The sequence below is a fragment of the Stutzerimonas sp. VN223-3 genome (assembly GCF_045999685.1).
Classification (GTDB): domain Bacteria; phylum Pseudomonadota; class Gammaproteobacteria; order Pseudomonadales; family Pseudomonadaceae; genus Stutzerimonas; species Stutzerimonas stutzeri_AR.
Genome location: NZ_RBEC01000003.1, coordinates 350,483 through 364,500, shown reverse-complemented (window position 1 = coordinate 364,500; position 14,018 = coordinate 350,483). Strand labels below are relative to the sequence as shown.

Genomic DNA, 14,018 nt, shown 5'->3' with positions numbered 1-14,018 from the left:
GTGGCGGTTGCCCCGATTCAGACGCCTGTTTAAGGTATAACGCTTGATTCACCATGGCCCAACCCGGTCGTCACCGCGCGACCGGAAGGCTTCCCATGACTGGCCAGCCAGCGAGTACTTTCATGCGTCTTATTCCCCACTTTTTGGCCCTCTGCTGCGCGATCGTTGCCGTCCCAGGCATGGCTGCACCTCTCAGCGATCTGTACCAGGTACGTGAACCGGTTACCAGCCAGCAGCCGGCAGAGCGTGAAGAGGCATTGCGCAAGGCCTTCGACACGCTGGTACTGCGCCTGACGGGTAACGCCGAGACGGATCAGGCGGCCGTTGCGCAATTGCGTAAGGATCCGCAACAGCTGATAGGTCGGTACGCTTACGAAGACAATGCAGTGGTGGTGAATTTTGATCCGATCACTACTGAGCGCGCTCTGCGATCCGCCGGTCTGTCACTGTGGGGTGCGGACCGTCCGAGCATTCTGACCTGGTGGCTGGGAGAGTCGCCTAACGGCTCGCAGCTCGTCGGTGATGCCCAGGAAGGTTCCGTCGACTTGCAAGCGGCTGCCCAACATCGGGGTTTGCCGTTGCGTCTGCCGCTCGCCGATCTAAGCGAGCAGCTCGCGGCCACTGCCGAGACGGTCGCGGCCAAGGATCCGCAGGCGCTCCGCGAGGTGTCCGAACGTTACGATGCAGATGGGTTGTTGGCCGTGGTAGCCAGGCAATCTGGTGAAGCCTGGGAAGCGAGCTGGCAGCTCTGGCTCGGCGACCTGCAAACGAAAGGCAAGGCGAGCGGCGACAGCCGGGCGGCGTTGGCCGATGCCGTGATGCTGGCTGTCAGCAAATTCCTCGCCCCGCAATACCGCGTCGCGCCTGGTGAGACATCGGAGATTACGCTTGAGGTGTTGGGCGCCGATATCGAGCGGTTTGCTGAGCTGGATCGCCTGCTCGAACCTTTCGGCGCGCGTCTGCAGCGTGTCGAAAGCGATCGGCTGGTGTATCGCCTCAATGCCAGTCCCGAGCAACTTCGCGCGCAGCTGGCACTGGCACGCCTGCAGGAGGTGCCTGTCGATGAAAGCGAGGCGCAGCCGCTTGATGCTGCGGCACCGCTTGAGCAGCCGGGTCAACCTGCTGCCGAACAGCCACCGCAGGCGGATAAGGGCAAGGTATTGCGCTACCGCTGGTAACGGTGAAGCCGGGGGCGCCTTGCCCAGTGTGCACGGCGCACTGAATTTGAACCTCGCAGCGCTCAACTTATCCCTTTCGCCTGCAGCCGTCCTACAGCCTGCGAATCATCCTGGAGCAAGGCGCCTTGAACATGACCATTACTCATACCAACCGCTGGCTATGGCTGGCGGCGTTATTACTGCTCGGCTGGTTGATCTATCACCTCTCGCCAATTCTTTCGCCATTTTTAGTGGGCATTCTGCTGGCCTACCTGGGCGATCCACTGGTTGATCGGCTGGAACGCTGGAAACTCTCCCGGACCTGGGGCGTGGTTGTGGTCTTCGCGCTATTCATCCTGCTGTGCCTGTTGCTACTACTGGTGCTGGTGCCGATGCTTGGCAAGCAATTGATGCATCTTTATCAGTTGGCGCCTCAGGGACTCGACTGGCTGCAGATGACTGCGCTGCCCTGGATGCAGATGCAGTTTGGTCTCGACGAGGATTTTTGGCGCTTCGATCAGCTCAAGAGCGCTTTTTCCGCCAATCTCGGCAGCACCAAGGATGTGGTAGCGGTGATCCTCAGCCAGGCGACGGCGTCGAGCATCGCCTTGCTGGCCTGGCTGGCCAATCTGCTGCTGGTTCCGGTGGTTTGCTTCTATCTACTACGCGATTGGGATCTGATCATGACCAAGTTGCGGGCGCTGTTGCCGCGGCGGCGCGAGGAGACCGTCATGGCGTTGATGCGCGAGTGTCATGAAGTAATCGGTGCCTTCCTGCGCGGACAGCTATTGGTAATGCTGGCGCTGGCGGTGGTCTATTCCGTCGGGCTGATGCTGGTCGGCGTCGAGCTGGGATTGTTGATCGGGGTGTTGGCTGGTCTCGCCAGCATCGTGCCTTACATGGGATTCGTGGTCGGTATCGCTGCGGCGATTATCGCAGTGCTGTTTCAGTTTGGCCTGGAGCCCTATCCATTGCTGGGCGTCGCTGCCGTGTTCACTGTCGGTCAGATGCTAGAGGGTATGCTGCTGACTCCGCTATTGGTGGGCGATCGGATCGGTCTGCATCCGGTCGCGGTGATTTTTGCGGTGCTGGCGGGTGGGCAATTGTTCGGTTTTACCGGCGTATTGCTGGCATTACCGGTAGCGGCCGTGATCATGGTTCTGCTGCGTCACGTGCATGATCTCTATAAACTCTCCGACCTTTACGCAGAATCCCCGATCGTCGTGGACGAATCATCCAGCCAAACATGAAACCCGTTCAGCTCCCCTTGGGCATTCGTCTTCGCGACGATGCCACCTTCGCCAATTACTATCCGGGTGCCAACGCTGCCGCGCTGGGCTATGTCGAGCGCGTATGTTCGCCTGATGCTGGTTGGGCAGACGAGCTGATCTATCTCTGGGGCAATACCGGCGTCGGACGCAGCCACCTGTTGCAAGCCGCCTGTTTGCGGGTCGAGCAGCGAGGTGAACTGGCGGTATATCTGCCGCTCTCCGAGATCGCCGAATATGGGCCGGCGCTGCTGGACAACCTGGAGCAGAGTGAGCTGGTGTGTCTGGACGATCTGGATGCGGTGGCGGGCGATCAGGTGTGGGAAGAGGCGCTTTTCCATTTGTTCAACCGGCTGCGTGACAGTGGTCGGCGTCTATTGCTCGCCGCCGATGCTTCGCCGCGAGAGATTGCGGTGCAGTTGCCGGATCTCAAATCGCGCTTGAGCCTTTCGCTGGTTTTTCAACTACAGGAACTGTCCGACGAAGACAAGCTGCGTGCGCTTCAGCTTCGCGCTTCGCGACGCGGCCTGAGCCTGCCGGATGACGTTGGTCGCTTCATTCTCACGCGTGGCGCGCGCAGCATGAGCGCGCTGTTCGAATTGCTCGACAGGCTCGACCAGGCGTCGCTACAGGCGCAGCGTAAGCTGACCATTCCCTTTCTCAAGGAAACCCTCGGCTGGTAGCGATCCGGTTGCCGAGCGCAACCGAACGCTGAGCCGGTGGGCTGAAGCCCACCCTACGGAATGGTGAAGGGCTTTGTAGGGTTGGCCGGGCGGCGCTCCGTTTCAGCCCACTCTAAGGGTGGTGTGGTGAGGGACCTTTTGTAGGGTGGGCTTTAGCCCACCAATACCTGAGGAGGCGGTTCTGTTCGCTCGGGGCGGTTTCCTCGAATCCAAGCCTCTGGAACTCAGTGCTAAGCCTTGCTGCGCTCCTTGGCTGCGTCAGCTCTCACCCATTGCTTTGCGTTCGTATTGATAAGCCCAGCGGGTATAAAGCAGGGCGCTGATAAACAGCGCCAGGCTGATGATCGCTTCCAGCCAGCCGTAAATCATCCGAGTCGGGTTGATTGCGGCGAGCACGCCCTGGATGAAGTACAGATTAACGATGAAGCAGGTCCAGGCGTGGGCGCGCGGACTGCCGGAAATCATTCCTGGAGCGACTAACAAAAGCGGAATCAGCTGGATGCTGATCACCACCCAGGTGCGTGCACCGTGCAAATCGGCGAACGCCAGGTTCCAAATGGCCAGCAGGGCGGCCAGGCCGATGAAACTAGCCAGACTGACCGCTCGGCTGAACTTCACACGTGGTGTCAGCCATTCCAGCGACGGTAACGGTTTGGGCTTTCTAGCCACGGGCATTCTCCAAGCGCTTGGCGGTTTGCGCGAGGCGTAGGCCCAATGCGCGGCAGAGGTTTATCTCGTGTTCATCCAGTAGGCGCTTACCGTCTGCGCCAGCGTGATGGCTGGGACCGTAGGGGGTGCCGCCACCTCGGGTTTCCAGCAATGCGTTCTCACTGTATGGCAGGCCGAGTACCAGCATGCCGTGGTGCAACAGAGGCAACAGCATGGACAACAGTGTGGTTTCCTGGCCGCCGTGTAAGCTTGCTGTCGAGGTAAATACGCCGGCGGGCTTGCCCACCAACTCTCCGGTCAGCCAGAGGCCGCTGGTGCCGTCGAGGAAGTACTTCAGCGGAGCGGCCATGTTGCCGAAGCGGGTCGGGCTGCCAAGCGCTAGGCCGGAGCAGTTCTTCAAGTCGTCGAGCGTCGCATAGATCGCACCTTGCTCCGGAATCGCCGGTGCTACGGCTTCGCATTCCGTAGAGATTGCCGGGACGGTACGTAGCCGCGCTTCGTAACCGGCCTGCTCGACACCACGGGCGATCTGCCGAGCCATTTCTGCAGTGGCGCCGTGGCGGCTGTAATACAGCACCAGGATGTACGGAGCGCTCATGGCAGTATCTCCAGCACCTTCTCTGGTGGCCGACCGATTATTGCCACATCGCCGACGACCAAGATTGGCCGCTCGATTAGCCGTGGGTGAGCGACCATCGCATCGATGATGGTTGTGTCGGTGACGGCTGGGTCGGCCAGATTGAGAGTCTTGTATTCGTCCTCACCGCTACGCAGCAACTGCCGCGGGCTGATGCCCAGGCGGGCCAGGATTTTTTTGAGCTCGACAGCTGAAGGCGGTGTTTCCAGGTAACGAACAACGGTGGGCTTGAGCCCGCGCGCTTCGAGCAGCTCCAGCGCGCTGCGTGATTTCGAACAGCGTGGATTGTGATAAAGGGTCAATTCGGTCATTTGTGGTTGCTTCGCGCCAGTGTAGGTGGCCATTCTAACCTTCAATACAGCGAGGCCTGAAACGCTGGTCGCGAGCGGCTGTCAGCAGCAGGTAGGCTTCGATTGCGCAAGCCTGCCGAATCAGCGAGTAGCCGGCAAAAGTGATTCGTCACCGAGGGGATGGAATGCAGCAACGGATCAACGATTTCATGGAGTTCGGCCGTTTCCTGGTGCAGCGCTTCCTGGCGGACCGCGGCCCACACAGCGCTGCTGCATTGACGTACACCACCCTGTTCGCGGTGGTACCAATGATGACGGTCACTTTCGCCATGCTCTCGGCGATCCCTGCTTTTCAAGGCGTTGGCGAGCAGATCCAGATGTATATCTTCAGCAACTTCATTCCCTCTACTGGCGCAACCATTCAGCAATATCTGGTCGCCTTTACCGATCAGGCAAGGCAGCTGACCTGGTTCGGCGTGGGTTTTTTGATGGCAACGGCGCTGATGATGTTGCTGACCATCGAGAAAGCCTTCAACGTTATCTGGCGGGTGCGACAGCCACGCCGCGGAATGTCGAGTTTCCTGTTGTACTGGGCAATCCTCAGTCTCGGTCCGCTGCTGCTGGGCGCGGGTTTTGCCATGAGTACCTATATCACCTCGCTGTCGCTGATTTCCGGCCCTCATGCTTTGTTAGGTGTGCGCACTGTGCTCAAGGCGATGCCGCTGGTGCTCAGTATCGCTGCGTTTACGCTGATCTACGCCGCAGTGCCCAACACTCGTGTGCCCCTGCGTCATGCGTTTGTTGGTGGCGTCTTTACCGCGGTTCTGTTCGAGGCGGCCAAGCAGCTGTTCGGTTTGTATGTGAGTTATTTTCCCAGCTACCAGCTGATTTATGGGGCCTTTGCGGCGGTGCCGCTGTTTCTGCTCTGGGTTTATCTTTCCTGGATGATCGTGCTGTTCGGTGCGGAGCTTGTGTGCGGCTTGTCTTCCTCGCAGCAGTGGCGGCGTCGATCGGTTCCGCGTTTGCTAGTGATGCTCGGATTGCTGCGAGTACTCTACGAAAGTCACCAGGCGGGTCGCGAAGTGCGTCTGCGCGATGCGCATCGAAGCGGCTGGCAACTGCCAGAGGATGAGTGGGACGAGATATTTGAGTTCTTCGAGCGGGAGCAACTTGTTTGCAGGACTGGATCATCCGGTTGGGTGTTGTGTCGTGATCTGAATCACTACAGCTTCGACCGGCTGCTGCGTCATAACCCTTGGCCGCTTTCGGGAATGCAGGCGCTGCCAGAGCATCTTGATGAGCCCTGGTATCCAACGCTGCGCCAATCGTTGGAGCTGTTGCAGCGGGAGCAGGCGAGTCTGTTCGGTGGCAGTGTCGCTGATTGGCTTCAGGCGCGGCGGGTATAAACAAGCACTATTGCAAGGAACCCAAGATGATTAAGCGACCCATGGGACTTCTCAGTCTGCTCGCCTGCCTCGCACTGGCTGGCTGTGCTGAAGATTGGGGGCCAGATCAACACGGCGCAGAGGTGACTGCGCAACAGCTCGAGGGTCAGTGGCTGTTAATCAATTATTGGGCGGAGTGGTGCGGCCCATGCCGCACCGAGATTCCTGAGCTCAATACCTTGGACGAGTCGAGGAGCGACATCACTGTGCTTGGAGTGAATTTCGATGGACTTCAGGGAAGTGAATTGAACGCAGCGGCTGAGGGTCTAGGCATACGCTTCCGGGTGCTCAGTACGGATCCTGCCGATCGTCTGGAGCTGCCACGTAGCGCCGTGCTGCCGGTGACTTATGTCGTCGATGAAGCCGGTACGGTGCGCCAGAGTCTGGTTGGCGAGCAGACGGCTGAGGGTCTTTTGGCCCGTCTGGAACAGCTGCGGCAGGAGAATTAGGCGCAGTTCTAATGCCGATGCGACATGCATCGGCCTTTTGCTGATATCAGGGTTTTACGTACCAGAAGTCTTGCCAGAAACCGATGACCTTGGCCGGGTAATGATTCTTGCCGAGGCTGCCGTTATAGCGAGCAAGGGCGCGATTAAGGTCGCCGTTTTCTTTCTTCAGGTAGTAACTGAGGATAGTGCAGCCGTAACGCAGGTTGGTCGCGTTGTCGGTAAGGTTGTCCTGCGGACGCCCGAGCTCGGCCTTCCAGAAGGGCATCACTTGCATCATGCCCTGTGCGCCGACGCTGGAAATGGCGAAACGATCGAAATGACTTTCGGCATGAATAAGCGCCAGGACTATGTCAGGCTTCAATCCCGCTTTGCTGGCTTCCTGATGGACCAGTCGCAGCAAAGTCAACCGCTCTCGCGGGTCGGGCATGTAGCGTTTGAGACGAGTCGACATGTCCAGCAGCCAGACCTCGGCCTCGAAACGGTCCTGAAAGCTCCCGGCCTCTGCCACCGTGCGCTGCATCAGCTCGCGCAGTTCGGGCTCTGGGGCTTGACGCATGTTCGCTGCGGCCGGCCAGGCTATGACCAGCACCAGCAAATACAGAAAGCGCAAAGACGCCACGATGGATCAGCCGTCTTCGCCCGGATCGTTGGCTTGACGTCCGGCATCTTGCATCAGGCTGCGTAGAAATTCCTGCTGCAAATCGGGATCGTTGCGCGTCAGTTCGACCAAACTCTGCTCGAGTTCGCTGGCTTCCTCTTCCAGCCCCAATTCCGAGAGTCGCTTGACGCGATACACCCATCGGCTCACGTCGTCACCTTCGAGGTCGTCGAAAATTAGGTCATGGGCTTCGAGAAGCTTGCCGCGCAAGCTGCGACTGACCAGCAGCGAGGCATCGGCGCGGGTAGCATCCTGTGAATCTTCGACCTGCAGGTGTAGCTTGCCGACCTGGCTGATGTCCTGATCAGAGAACGGACCGTCAAGAAGATTCAGACGCAGCACACCGTTTCGATCAGTGCTCAGTTCGTGAATTTCCGGGCCCGCTGTGACCAATACAGGACGTTCAGACCAAGGCAGGCTGGAATACTCCAGTCGTTCGTCCCGGCGTTGCTCATCGAGGCTGGCAAGATTCTGCTGCGAGCGCCCATTGGACTCGACGTTGATGAAGGGATTGAGGCCGGAAAACCCGTAGCTGATCCATCCACGCGTGGCGCTTTCCGGCAGGTTGCCGAGCAACACCACGTTAAGCACGTTGGCGCCTGTCCCGGCGACCACCGCGACGGCGCCCAGTGGTATTTCGTATAACTCTCGCCATGCCTGGTAAGGCGTGTAACGGTCGTAGCGGCGAGTCACTTCGAAATCGGTGACTTCGTACGTTTTCTGGTCGAGCACACGAATGCGCCTTTGCGGTAGCTCGAGTAGCGGCTCGCCTACCTCGATACGCAGGCTGTGATCAAGCAGCTTACGTTCGGTGCGGGCTTCTTGTTCGCTACGTTGGGGCAACTGATTGGCGCAGCCGGTTAGAAAAAGCGCCACGCAAAACGTGGCGCAGGCTGGAATACTTCGGTTGAGCATGATTTCCGTCAGCGATTGGCGCGCGAATTGATGAACTCGAGGATGTCGGCAGCGGGCACGGCTTGGCTCTGTGCATCGCGACGATGTTTGTATTCAAGGGTGCCATCGGCAAGTCCGCGATTACCCACGACGATGCGATGAGGAATGCCTACCAACTCCATATCAGCAAATTTGACGCCCGGGCTGGTCTTCTTGTCACGGTCATCGAGCAGAACGTCGTAACCGGCGGCGGTAAGTTCGGCATAAAGCCTGTCTGTCGCTTCGCGGACTGCTTCGTTCTCATACTTCATCGGCACCAGAGCGATCTGGAAGGGCGCCAGGGCGTCCGGCCAGAGGATGCCGCGATCGTCATAGTTCTGTTCGATAGCCGCAGCGACCACGCGTGATACACCGATGCCGTAGCAGCCCATGGCCAGCGTTACCGGCTTGCCGTTTTCGCCCATGACGCTGCAGTTCATTGCCTCGCTGTATTTGGTGCCCAGTTGGAAAATGTGGCCAACCTCGATGCCGCGCTTGATTACCAAGGTGCCGACACCGTCTGGGCTCGGGTCGCCCGCGACGACGTTGCGCAGGTCGGCAACCTCTGGCAGCGGCAGATCGCGTTCCCAGTTGAGGCCAAAATGATGTTTGTCGTCCTGATTGGCGCCGGCGGCGAAATCGCTTATGAATGCAACCGAGCGATCAATGACGCAGCTGATCGGCAAATTCAGCGGCCCCAGCGAGCCGGGTCCTGCCCCGATCGCCGCACGAATTTCCGCATCGGACGCGAACTCCAGTGGGCTTTTCACCTGCGCTAGATTTGCCGCCTTGATCTCGTTGAGCTCATGGTCGCCGCGGACGACCAACGCAACCAATTGGCCTTCATCGGTGCCATGCACCACCAGTGTCTTGATCGTTTTCTCAATCGGCAGATCGAACTGCTCGACGAGCTCGGCGATAGTCTTGGCCTTCGGCGTGTCGACGAGGCGCAGCTCCTCGCTGGCAGCGCCACGCTCGGTCTCGCGCGGGATGGCTTCGGCCTTTTCGATATTGGCCGCGTAATCGGAACTATCGCTGAAGGCGATATCATCTTCACCTGACTCGGCCAGAACATGAAACTCATGGGAGCCCGTGCCTCCGATCGATCCGGTATCGGCTTGCACGGGGCGGAAGTTCAGCCCCAGGCGAGTGAAGATGTTGCAGTACGCCAAATGCATGCGGTCATAGGTTTCCTGCAGCGACTGCTGATCGCCATGAAAGGAATAGGCGTCTTTCATCAGGAATTCCCGACCGCGCATCAGGCCGAAACGTGGGCGGATTTCGTCACGGAATTTGGTTTGAATCTGGTAGAAATTGATCGGCAGCTGCTTGTAGCTGTTCAGCTCGTTGCGTGCCAAGTCGGTGATGACTTCTTCGTGCGTCGGGCCCACGCAGAACTCTCGGTCGTGGCGATCCTTCAGGCGCAGCAGCTCAGGGCCGTATTGCACCCAGCGGCCGGATTCCTGCCAGAGTTCGGCGGGCTGAATGGCGGGCATCAACACTTCCAGAGCGCCGGCCTTGTTCATTTCCTCGCGCACGATTGCCTCGGCCTTGCGCAGAGCACGAAGCCCCATCGGCATCCAGGTGTAAAGACCGGAAGCCAGCTTACGAATCATTCCGGCACGCAGCATAAGCTGGTGGCTGATGACTACCGCATCGGAAGGCGTTTCTTTGAGAGTCGAGAGCAGGAACTGACTGGTGCGCATGTGGCCGTTATGTCCTTGCAGAGCGGAGAATTTGGCTCGGCATTGTACGGCGGCGTTACGGTGCCGTACAGAATCGTCCGAGCTGAGAGGGCCAGGTGGGTTATGTATGGAGACGTAATGCAGTAACGAAAAGCCCGGCTTTCGCCGGGCTCTTTTTCGTTCGAATCTCTGCGCTTCCGGTTACAGGATGCTCAGCGGGTACTCGACGAAGGCGCGAATTTCATTCAGATCCGGGCCAAGGTCGTTGCTGGCACGGTAAATGGAATTACGCAGCTTAAGGGATAGGTCTTTCGCCGGGCCGTCCTGGAAGACGTACTGGACCTGGTTGAAGATTTCACGCTCGGTCGCATCGCCAGTGCCAGCCCCAGTGTCGATATTGTCGCCACGAACATAGGCGGTTTTCCAGAACAAGCCTGGAACGCCGATGGTCGTGAAGTCCAACTCGTAGCTAGCTTGCCAAGAGCGCTCGTCCTTGTTGTTGAAGTCCGAGTAGTAGGAGTTCGACAGCCAGATGGCACTGCCGCCGTCGCCTAGGTCATAGGCATAGCCTACATCACCACTAACACGTTGGTGCGCCACGATGAAGGCATGAGCGCCAACACTGTACTTGGCAGCCAGGCTCCAGATGGTGTTGTCGTCACCCAGGATTCCATTGCCAAAGAACCCATCGCTGGCAACAGAGTCGTTTTCGTATTCGGTTTTGTAGATGTTGAAGTCGAACGACAGTGCCTGCTCTTCGCTGAGCGGCATTACGTAGTTTACGTTTGCATATTTCTTCTTATAGACGTCTTCGACGTCAGAGAAATAGAGCGATGCGCTTAGTGCATCGTTAAAGCTGTAGCTGCCACCGATAACATCAATGCTTTCTAGGCCACCCGAATCGCGGGTTGAGGAAGGCATGCCGCTGTCAGCGGTAAAGTGGCCAGCGTTCAACTCCAGGCCTTCGATTTCGCTGCTGGTAATCAGTGTGCCGGTGAAGGATTGCGGCAGGAGGCGGGAATCGTCGTAGGCCAGTACAGGCATCGACGGGAACTGGTTGCCGTACTTGATTACTGTGTTTGAGAACTGTGCCTTGATTGCGGCGCCGGCCTGGGACAGGTTGTCCTCGGGCCGGCCTTCCGCATCTTCCTCGAACATTGCTGTGTAGTTGTAGCCGCGGCCACCATCGAGACGAACACCCAGCAAACCAAAGGCGTCTACACCAAAGCCCACTGGGCCCTGAGTGAAGCCGGATTCGAAAGTAGTGATGAAGCCTTGGCCCCAGCTTCTTAAATCACCCGCGCCGTCTTTGAAATCACGGTTGTAGTAAGTATTACGCAGCAGCAAGTCAAGACTCGCATCTTCGACGAATCCTTTTGATTCAGATTGCTGGCTGGCCAGAGCCATTTGCGACGTGCCGGCCGCAACGGCCATTGCGATTACGCTCCACTTCATCACTTTCATAGTGATTGCTCCTTTGGTTTCAAATTGGTGCTTGCTTTCCTGCGTGCGCCGGAAAGAGGCATCTTTATTTTCGGTATACAAGCTCAATTCAATCCTTGTTTGCCTCGCCGGTCGAAACCTGCAGCAAGACCAGGAAAGTATTTTCCGAGAATTACTGTGTAGCTGGGGAAGCTAGCGACAGCAAGCTTAACCCAGCTATTTCGGTTTTTCTTCCCCCTGTTTTATGGCGTTTCTGCCATTAAGCAATAACCGTGCACATAATCGAAAAGTTGTTTTTTCGCTGCTATTCACGCTCTCGTTGAGCGTGCTGCGCGCTGAAGCTGGGCTGCGACGGTTTGATGATGCGCCCTTTTGGTGCGCCAATGCCTGCTGTTGGGTGAGACGCGTTGGAGTATTCTTGGCCGAACAATCAGACGCGGCCTCGGTGCTGCCATGATTTTGAAATGAGGAACAGGAGGGCCGTTATGTTCGTTCTCGATTCCCGCCTTGAGCAGGACACCTTGCGGCTGGGTGATTTTCCACTGTGTCGACTGCTATTGATGAACGATGCCAATTACCCCTGGTTCATTCTGGTGCCGCGCCGTGAAGAGGTCAGTGAGCTATTTCAACTGGATTCTGCGGATCAGCAGGCACTATGGCGAGAGGCCACTGCACTGGCTGAGACGCTGAAGGACACCTTCGGTGCCGACAAGATGAATGTCGCGACCCTTGGCAATGCAGTAAGTCAGCTGCACGTCCATGTAATCGCGCGGCGTCGAGACGATGCGGCCTGGCCGGCTCCTGTCTGGGGTTGCCATCCCGCCAATCCTTACAGTGAGGCGCAGGTCGCTGCAATCAGGCAAAAGCTGTCGCTCGTGCTCACAGATAATTTTCGTTTCGCGGAGTAGCACAATGGAGTTGGAGCATCGCATCACCGATCTTGAGGCGCGTTTGGCTTTTCAGGACGATACGATTCAGACACTGAACGATGTGTTGGTTACTCAACAGCGTGCTGTCGAGCGGCTGCAGGCGCAGTTGGGAATGCTCGCCAGGCGGCAGGAGGACATGCAGAGCAGGATTGGCGGTGAGGAGGATGAAGCACCTCCGCCGCACTATTGATAGATGCGGCGAAAGCGGATAAGCGTGAGAGCCGGTTTGCGCTGGCGGTCAGTAGCCCGCTTGGGTTGCGACTACGTCTTCGGCTTGCAACCCCTTGTCACGCATCATGATGGTGAATTCGACTCGCTGGCCTTCCACCAGAACGCGGTGGCCTTCGCCTCGAATTGCCCGAAAATGGACGAAGATGTCGTCGCCGCTGTCTCGGGAAATAAAGCCAAAACCTTTGGACGTGTTAAACCACTTGACCGTCCCTGTCTCGCGCCCGGCGGAGGGTGCTGCGGCACGGGTATTCTGACTTTTGCGAACGTTCGAGGATGGATTGCGGCCGGCTGCGGGTTCATTCCGTGACTGCGCTATAGCCAGATGCAGCAGTACGGCAATGAATGCGAGCATCAGACTGGCGAGCGTAGCGGGCTGGTTGGCAATCGCAGTGATCGGAGTCAGCAGTATTGCCGCCTGAATCGCGACCGCAGCAATTAGAAGTATGGATACGCCCAACAGAACCGGGCGGGACCGCTCATCGAAGTTTCGTTGTGTCGATGAGGCAAACTGAACATTCAGAAGGCCCAGCAAGAGCAGGCACAGGGCATCGGGTTGCAACAGAAGCGGCAATCCGCCGTTGAGGCTGGGTACGAGTGACAACACCAGGGCAATAACGCCCGTTAATACATGGGTAATCTTAAGCATTCTCATGACTCACAGTTAAATAGCACGACAGAAAAGCGGTAGGTGTTGGGCAAATGTGAAAGCGCGAGCGTGGTGGAAGCGACTGCTCGTATTAGATGGTGCCCAGCCTACGGCGCGCGTATTTAACAGCAAAGCAAGGCGCCGCTCAAATTGCGTGCTCGGTAGGGTTGGAAGGGATGTGAGGAGGGATGGTTGATAAAAAATTCATTGCCGAGTCATGACGGACTCTGATGATGCCCAGAGCGGTCGACCCTGCGATAGCCCTGGGATAAAGCCGATTCGACGCTTGGTATCAAGCAGCCAGCAAGCTGCGCAACATCCAAGCGGTCTTTTCATGAATCTGCATGCGCTGGGTCAGGAGATCGGCGGTGGGTTCGTCACTCACTTTTTCCAGCAGGGGAAAGATACCGCGGGCAGTACGAACGACTGCTTCCTGTCCTTCGACCAAGAGCTTAATCATCTCGTCGGCGGACGGAATGCCGTCCTGCTCCTTGATCGAGGATAGTTTTGCGTAGGCCGCATATGTGCCGGGTGCCGGAAAGCCCAGAGCGCGAATACGTTCTGCGATATCGTCCACAGCGACGGCAAGCTCGGTGTATTGGGTCTCAAACATCGTATGCAGGGTGTTGAACATCGGCCCCGTCACGTTCCAATGGAAATTGTGCGTCTTGAGGTACAGCGTATAGGTATCGGCCAGCAGGCGGGACAAGCCTTCGGCGATAGCGGCGCGGTCCTGTTCGGCAATTCCGATGTCGATATCCATAGTTATCTCCTGTTTGATGAGTCATTGCAGTTATGCCAGAAAATGAGCACGAGCGGTAAGTGGAGCGCCATCGCTCATGAGGATCTGTTCGTTCGAAGCCGCGAGAAGTATTGGGTTCAACTTCATGGGCTA

The 14,018-nt window shown here is 57.8% G+C and carries 16 protein-coding genes; 7 read left to right on the top strand and 9 right to left on the bottom strand.

What is annotated here, in order from left to right; genetic code table 11:
• Positions 1–122: 122 nt before the first annotated feature.
• The 3 genes from D7241_RS17560 (at position 123) to hda (ending at position 3,108) form a co-directional block, all read left to right on the top strand.
• Positions 123–1,178 carry a DUF2066 domain-containing protein gene (locus D7241_RS17560; RefSeq protein WP_408102606.1) on the top strand — a complete coding sequence of 352 codons (1,056 nt, stop codon included), beginning with the start codon at positions 123–125 and terminating at the stop codon, positions 1,176–1,178.
• A gap of 131 nt (positions 1,179–1,309) precedes the next feature.
• Positions 1,310–2,407, top strand: a complete 1,098-nt coding sequence (locus D7241_RS17555) for an AI-2E family transporter (RefSeq protein ID WP_408102605.1) — start codon at positions 1,310–1,312, stop codon at positions 2,405–2,407.
• Positions 2,404–3,108: a DnaA regulatory inactivator Hda gene (gene hda / locus D7241_RS17550; RefSeq protein ID WP_408102604.1), complete on the top strand. Its 705-nt coding sequence runs from the start codon at positions 2,404–2,406 to the stop codon at positions 3,106–3,108. The genes D7241_RS17555 and hda overlap by 4 nt, the downstream gene beginning before the upstream one ends.
• Before the next feature lie 258 nt (positions 3,109–3,366).
• Here hda and D7241_RS17545 read toward each other — a convergent pair whose 3' ends face one another.
• The 3 genes from D7241_RS17545 to arsC are packed head-to-tail and all read right to left on the bottom strand — an operon-like array spanning position 3,367 to position 4,725.
• Positions 3,367–3,777, bottom strand: a complete 411-nt coding sequence (locus D7241_RS17545) for a DUF2069 domain-containing protein (protein ID WP_408102603.1) — start codon at positions 3,775–3,777, stop codon at positions 3,367–3,369.
• Positions 3,770–4,375 (bottom strand): NAD(P)H:quinone oxidoreductase, encoded by a 606-nt coding sequence (wrbA, locus tag D7241_RS17540; protein ID WP_255978984.1) that lies wholly within the window; start codon positions 4,373–4,375, stop codon positions 3,770–3,772. The genes D7241_RS17545 and wrbA overlap by 8 nt, the downstream gene beginning before the upstream one ends.
• Complete coding sequence (arsC, locus tag D7241_RS17535; RefSeq protein ID WP_408102602.1) at positions 4,372–4,725, bottom strand: arsenate reductase (glutaredoxin); 354 nt, start codon at positions 4,723–4,725, stop codon at positions 4,372–4,374. Before arsC ends, wrbA begins: the two co-directional genes overlap by 4 nt.
• Before the next feature lie 164 nt (positions 4,726–4,889).
• Between arsC and D7241_RS17530 the strand changes: the two genes are divergently transcribed.
• Positions 4,890–6,110: a virulence factor BrkB family protein gene (locus D7241_RS17530; RefSeq protein ID WP_255978980.1), complete on the top strand. Its 1,221-nt coding sequence runs from the start codon at positions 4,890–4,892 to the stop codon at positions 6,108–6,110.
• Between the two features lie 26 nt (positions 6,111–6,136).
• Complete coding sequence (locus D7241_RS17525) at positions 6,137–6,598, top strand: TlpA family protein disulfide reductase (protein WP_408102601.1); 462 nt, start codon at positions 6,137–6,139, stop codon at positions 6,596–6,598.
• A gap of 46 nt (positions 6,599–6,644) precedes the next feature.
• On the opposite strand, the gene D7241_RS17520 is transcribed toward D7241_RS17525, so the two are convergent.
• From D7241_RS17520 to D7241_RS17505, 4 genes are all read right to left on the bottom strand, one after another.
• A complete protein-coding gene (locus tag D7241_RS17520) occupies positions 6,645–7,154 on the bottom strand; it encodes a lytic transglycosylase domain-containing protein (protein ID WP_255978976.1) in 510 nt (169 codons plus the stop codon).
• 69 nt (positions 7,155–7,223) lie between these two features.
• The gene (locus D7241_RS17515) at positions 7,224–8,171 is read right to left on the bottom strand and encodes a hypothetical protein (protein WP_408102600.1); all 948 of its coding nucleotides are present in this window, start codon (positions 8,169–8,171) and stop codon (positions 7,224–7,226) included.
• Between the two features lie 8 nt (positions 8,172–8,179).
• Entirely contained in the window at positions 8,180–9,895 is a 1,716-nt protein-coding gene (locus D7241_RS17510; protein ID WP_408102599.1) for a proline--tRNA ligase, read from the bottom strand.
• A 180-nt stretch (positions 9,896–10,075) separates the two neighbouring features.
• Positions 10,076–11,338: an OprD family porin gene (locus D7241_RS17505; RefSeq protein ID WP_408102955.1), complete on the bottom strand. Its 1,263-nt coding sequence runs from the start codon at positions 11,336–11,338 to the stop codon at positions 10,076–10,078.
• 464 nt (positions 11,339–11,802) lie between these two features.
• On the opposite strand from D7241_RS17505, the gene D7241_RS17500 reads away from it, so the two are divergent.
• Together D7241_RS17500 and D7241_RS17495 are read left to right on the top strand one after the other, a co-directional pair.
• Positions 11,803–12,225, top strand: coding sequence for an HIT family protein (locus D7241_RS17500; RefSeq protein ID WP_408102598.1), 423 nt, complete (start codon positions 11,803–11,805; stop codon positions 12,223–12,225).
• A 4-nt stretch (positions 12,226–12,229) separates the two neighbouring features.
• Positions 12,230–12,436: a SlyX family protein gene (locus D7241_RS17495; RefSeq protein ID WP_408102597.1), complete on the top strand. Its 207-nt coding sequence runs from the start codon at positions 12,230–12,232 to the stop codon at positions 12,434–12,436.
• Positions 12,437–12,484: 48 nt separating this feature from the next.
• Here D7241_RS17495 and D7241_RS17490 read toward each other — a convergent pair whose 3' ends face one another.
• Together D7241_RS17490 and D7241_RS17485 are read right to left on the bottom strand one after the other, a co-directional pair.
• A complete protein-coding gene (locus D7241_RS17490) occupies positions 12,485–13,123 on the bottom strand; it encodes a cold shock domain-containing protein membrane protein (RefSeq protein ID WP_408102596.1) in 639 nt (212 codons plus the stop codon).
• A 292-nt stretch (positions 13,124–13,415) separates the two neighbouring features.
• Positions 13,416–13,886 carry a Dps family protein gene (locus tag D7241_RS17485; RefSeq protein ID WP_255978966.1) on the bottom strand — a complete coding sequence of 157 codons (471 nt, stop codon included), beginning with the start codon at positions 13,884–13,886 and terminating at the stop codon, positions 13,416–13,418.
• Positions 13,887–14,018 lie beyond the last annotated feature (132 nt).

Coding starts and splice junctions, on each gene's coding strand:
- D7241_RS17560 (WP_408102606.1), top strand. CDS start 123: ATGCGTCTTATTCCCCACTTTTTGGCCCTCTGCTGCGCGATCGTTGCC.
- D7241_RS17555 (WP_408102605.1), top strand. CDS start 1,310: ATGACCATTACTCATACCAACCGCTGGCTATGGCTGGCGGCGTTATTA.
- hda (WP_408102604.1), top strand. CDS start 2,404: ATGAAACCCGTTCAGCTCCCCTTGGGCATTCGTCTTCGCGACGATGCC.
- wrbA (WP_255978984.1), bottom strand. CDS start 4,375: ATGAGCGCTCCGTACATCCTGGTGCTGTATTACAGCCGCCACGGCGCC.
- arsC (WP_408102602.1), bottom strand. CDS start 4,725: ATGACCGAATTGACCCTTTATCACAATCCACGCTGTTCGAAATCACGC.
- D7241_RS17530 (WP_255978980.1), top strand. CDS start 4,890: ATGCAGCAACGGATCAACGATTTCATGGAGTTCGGCCGTTTCCTGGTG.
- D7241_RS17525 (WP_408102601.1), top strand. CDS start 6,137: ATGATTAAGCGACCCATGGGACTTCTCAGTCTGCTCGCCTGCCTCGCA.
- D7241_RS17520 (WP_255978976.1), bottom strand. CDS start 7,154: ATGCGTCAAGCCCCAGAGCCCGAACTGCGCGAGCTGATGCAGCGCACG.
- D7241_RS17515 (WP_408102600.1), bottom strand. CDS start 8,171: ATGCTCAACCGAAGTATTCCAGCCTGCGCCACGTTTTGCGTGGCGCTT.
- D7241_RS17510 (WP_408102599.1), bottom strand. CDS start 9,895: ATGCGCACCAGTCAGTTCCTGCTCTCGACTCTCAAAGAAACGCCTTCC.
- D7241_RS17505 (WP_408102955.1), bottom strand. CDS start 11,338: ATGAAAGTGATGAAGTGGAGCGTAATCGCAATGGCCGTTGCGGCCGGC.
- D7241_RS17500 (WP_408102598.1), top strand. CDS start 11,803: ATGTTCGTTCTCGATTCCCGCCTTGAGCAGGACACCTTGCGGCTGGGT.
- D7241_RS17495 (WP_408102597.1), top strand. CDS start 12,230: ATGGAGTTGGAGCATCGCATCACCGATCTTGAGGCGCGTTTGGCTTTT.
- D7241_RS17490 (WP_408102596.1), bottom strand. CDS start 13,123: ATGCTTAAGATTACCCATGTATTAACGGGCGTTATTGCCCTGGTGTTG.
- D7241_RS17485 (WP_255978966.1), bottom strand. CDS start 13,886: ATGGATATCGACATCGGAATTGCCGAACAGGACCGCGCCGCTATCGCC.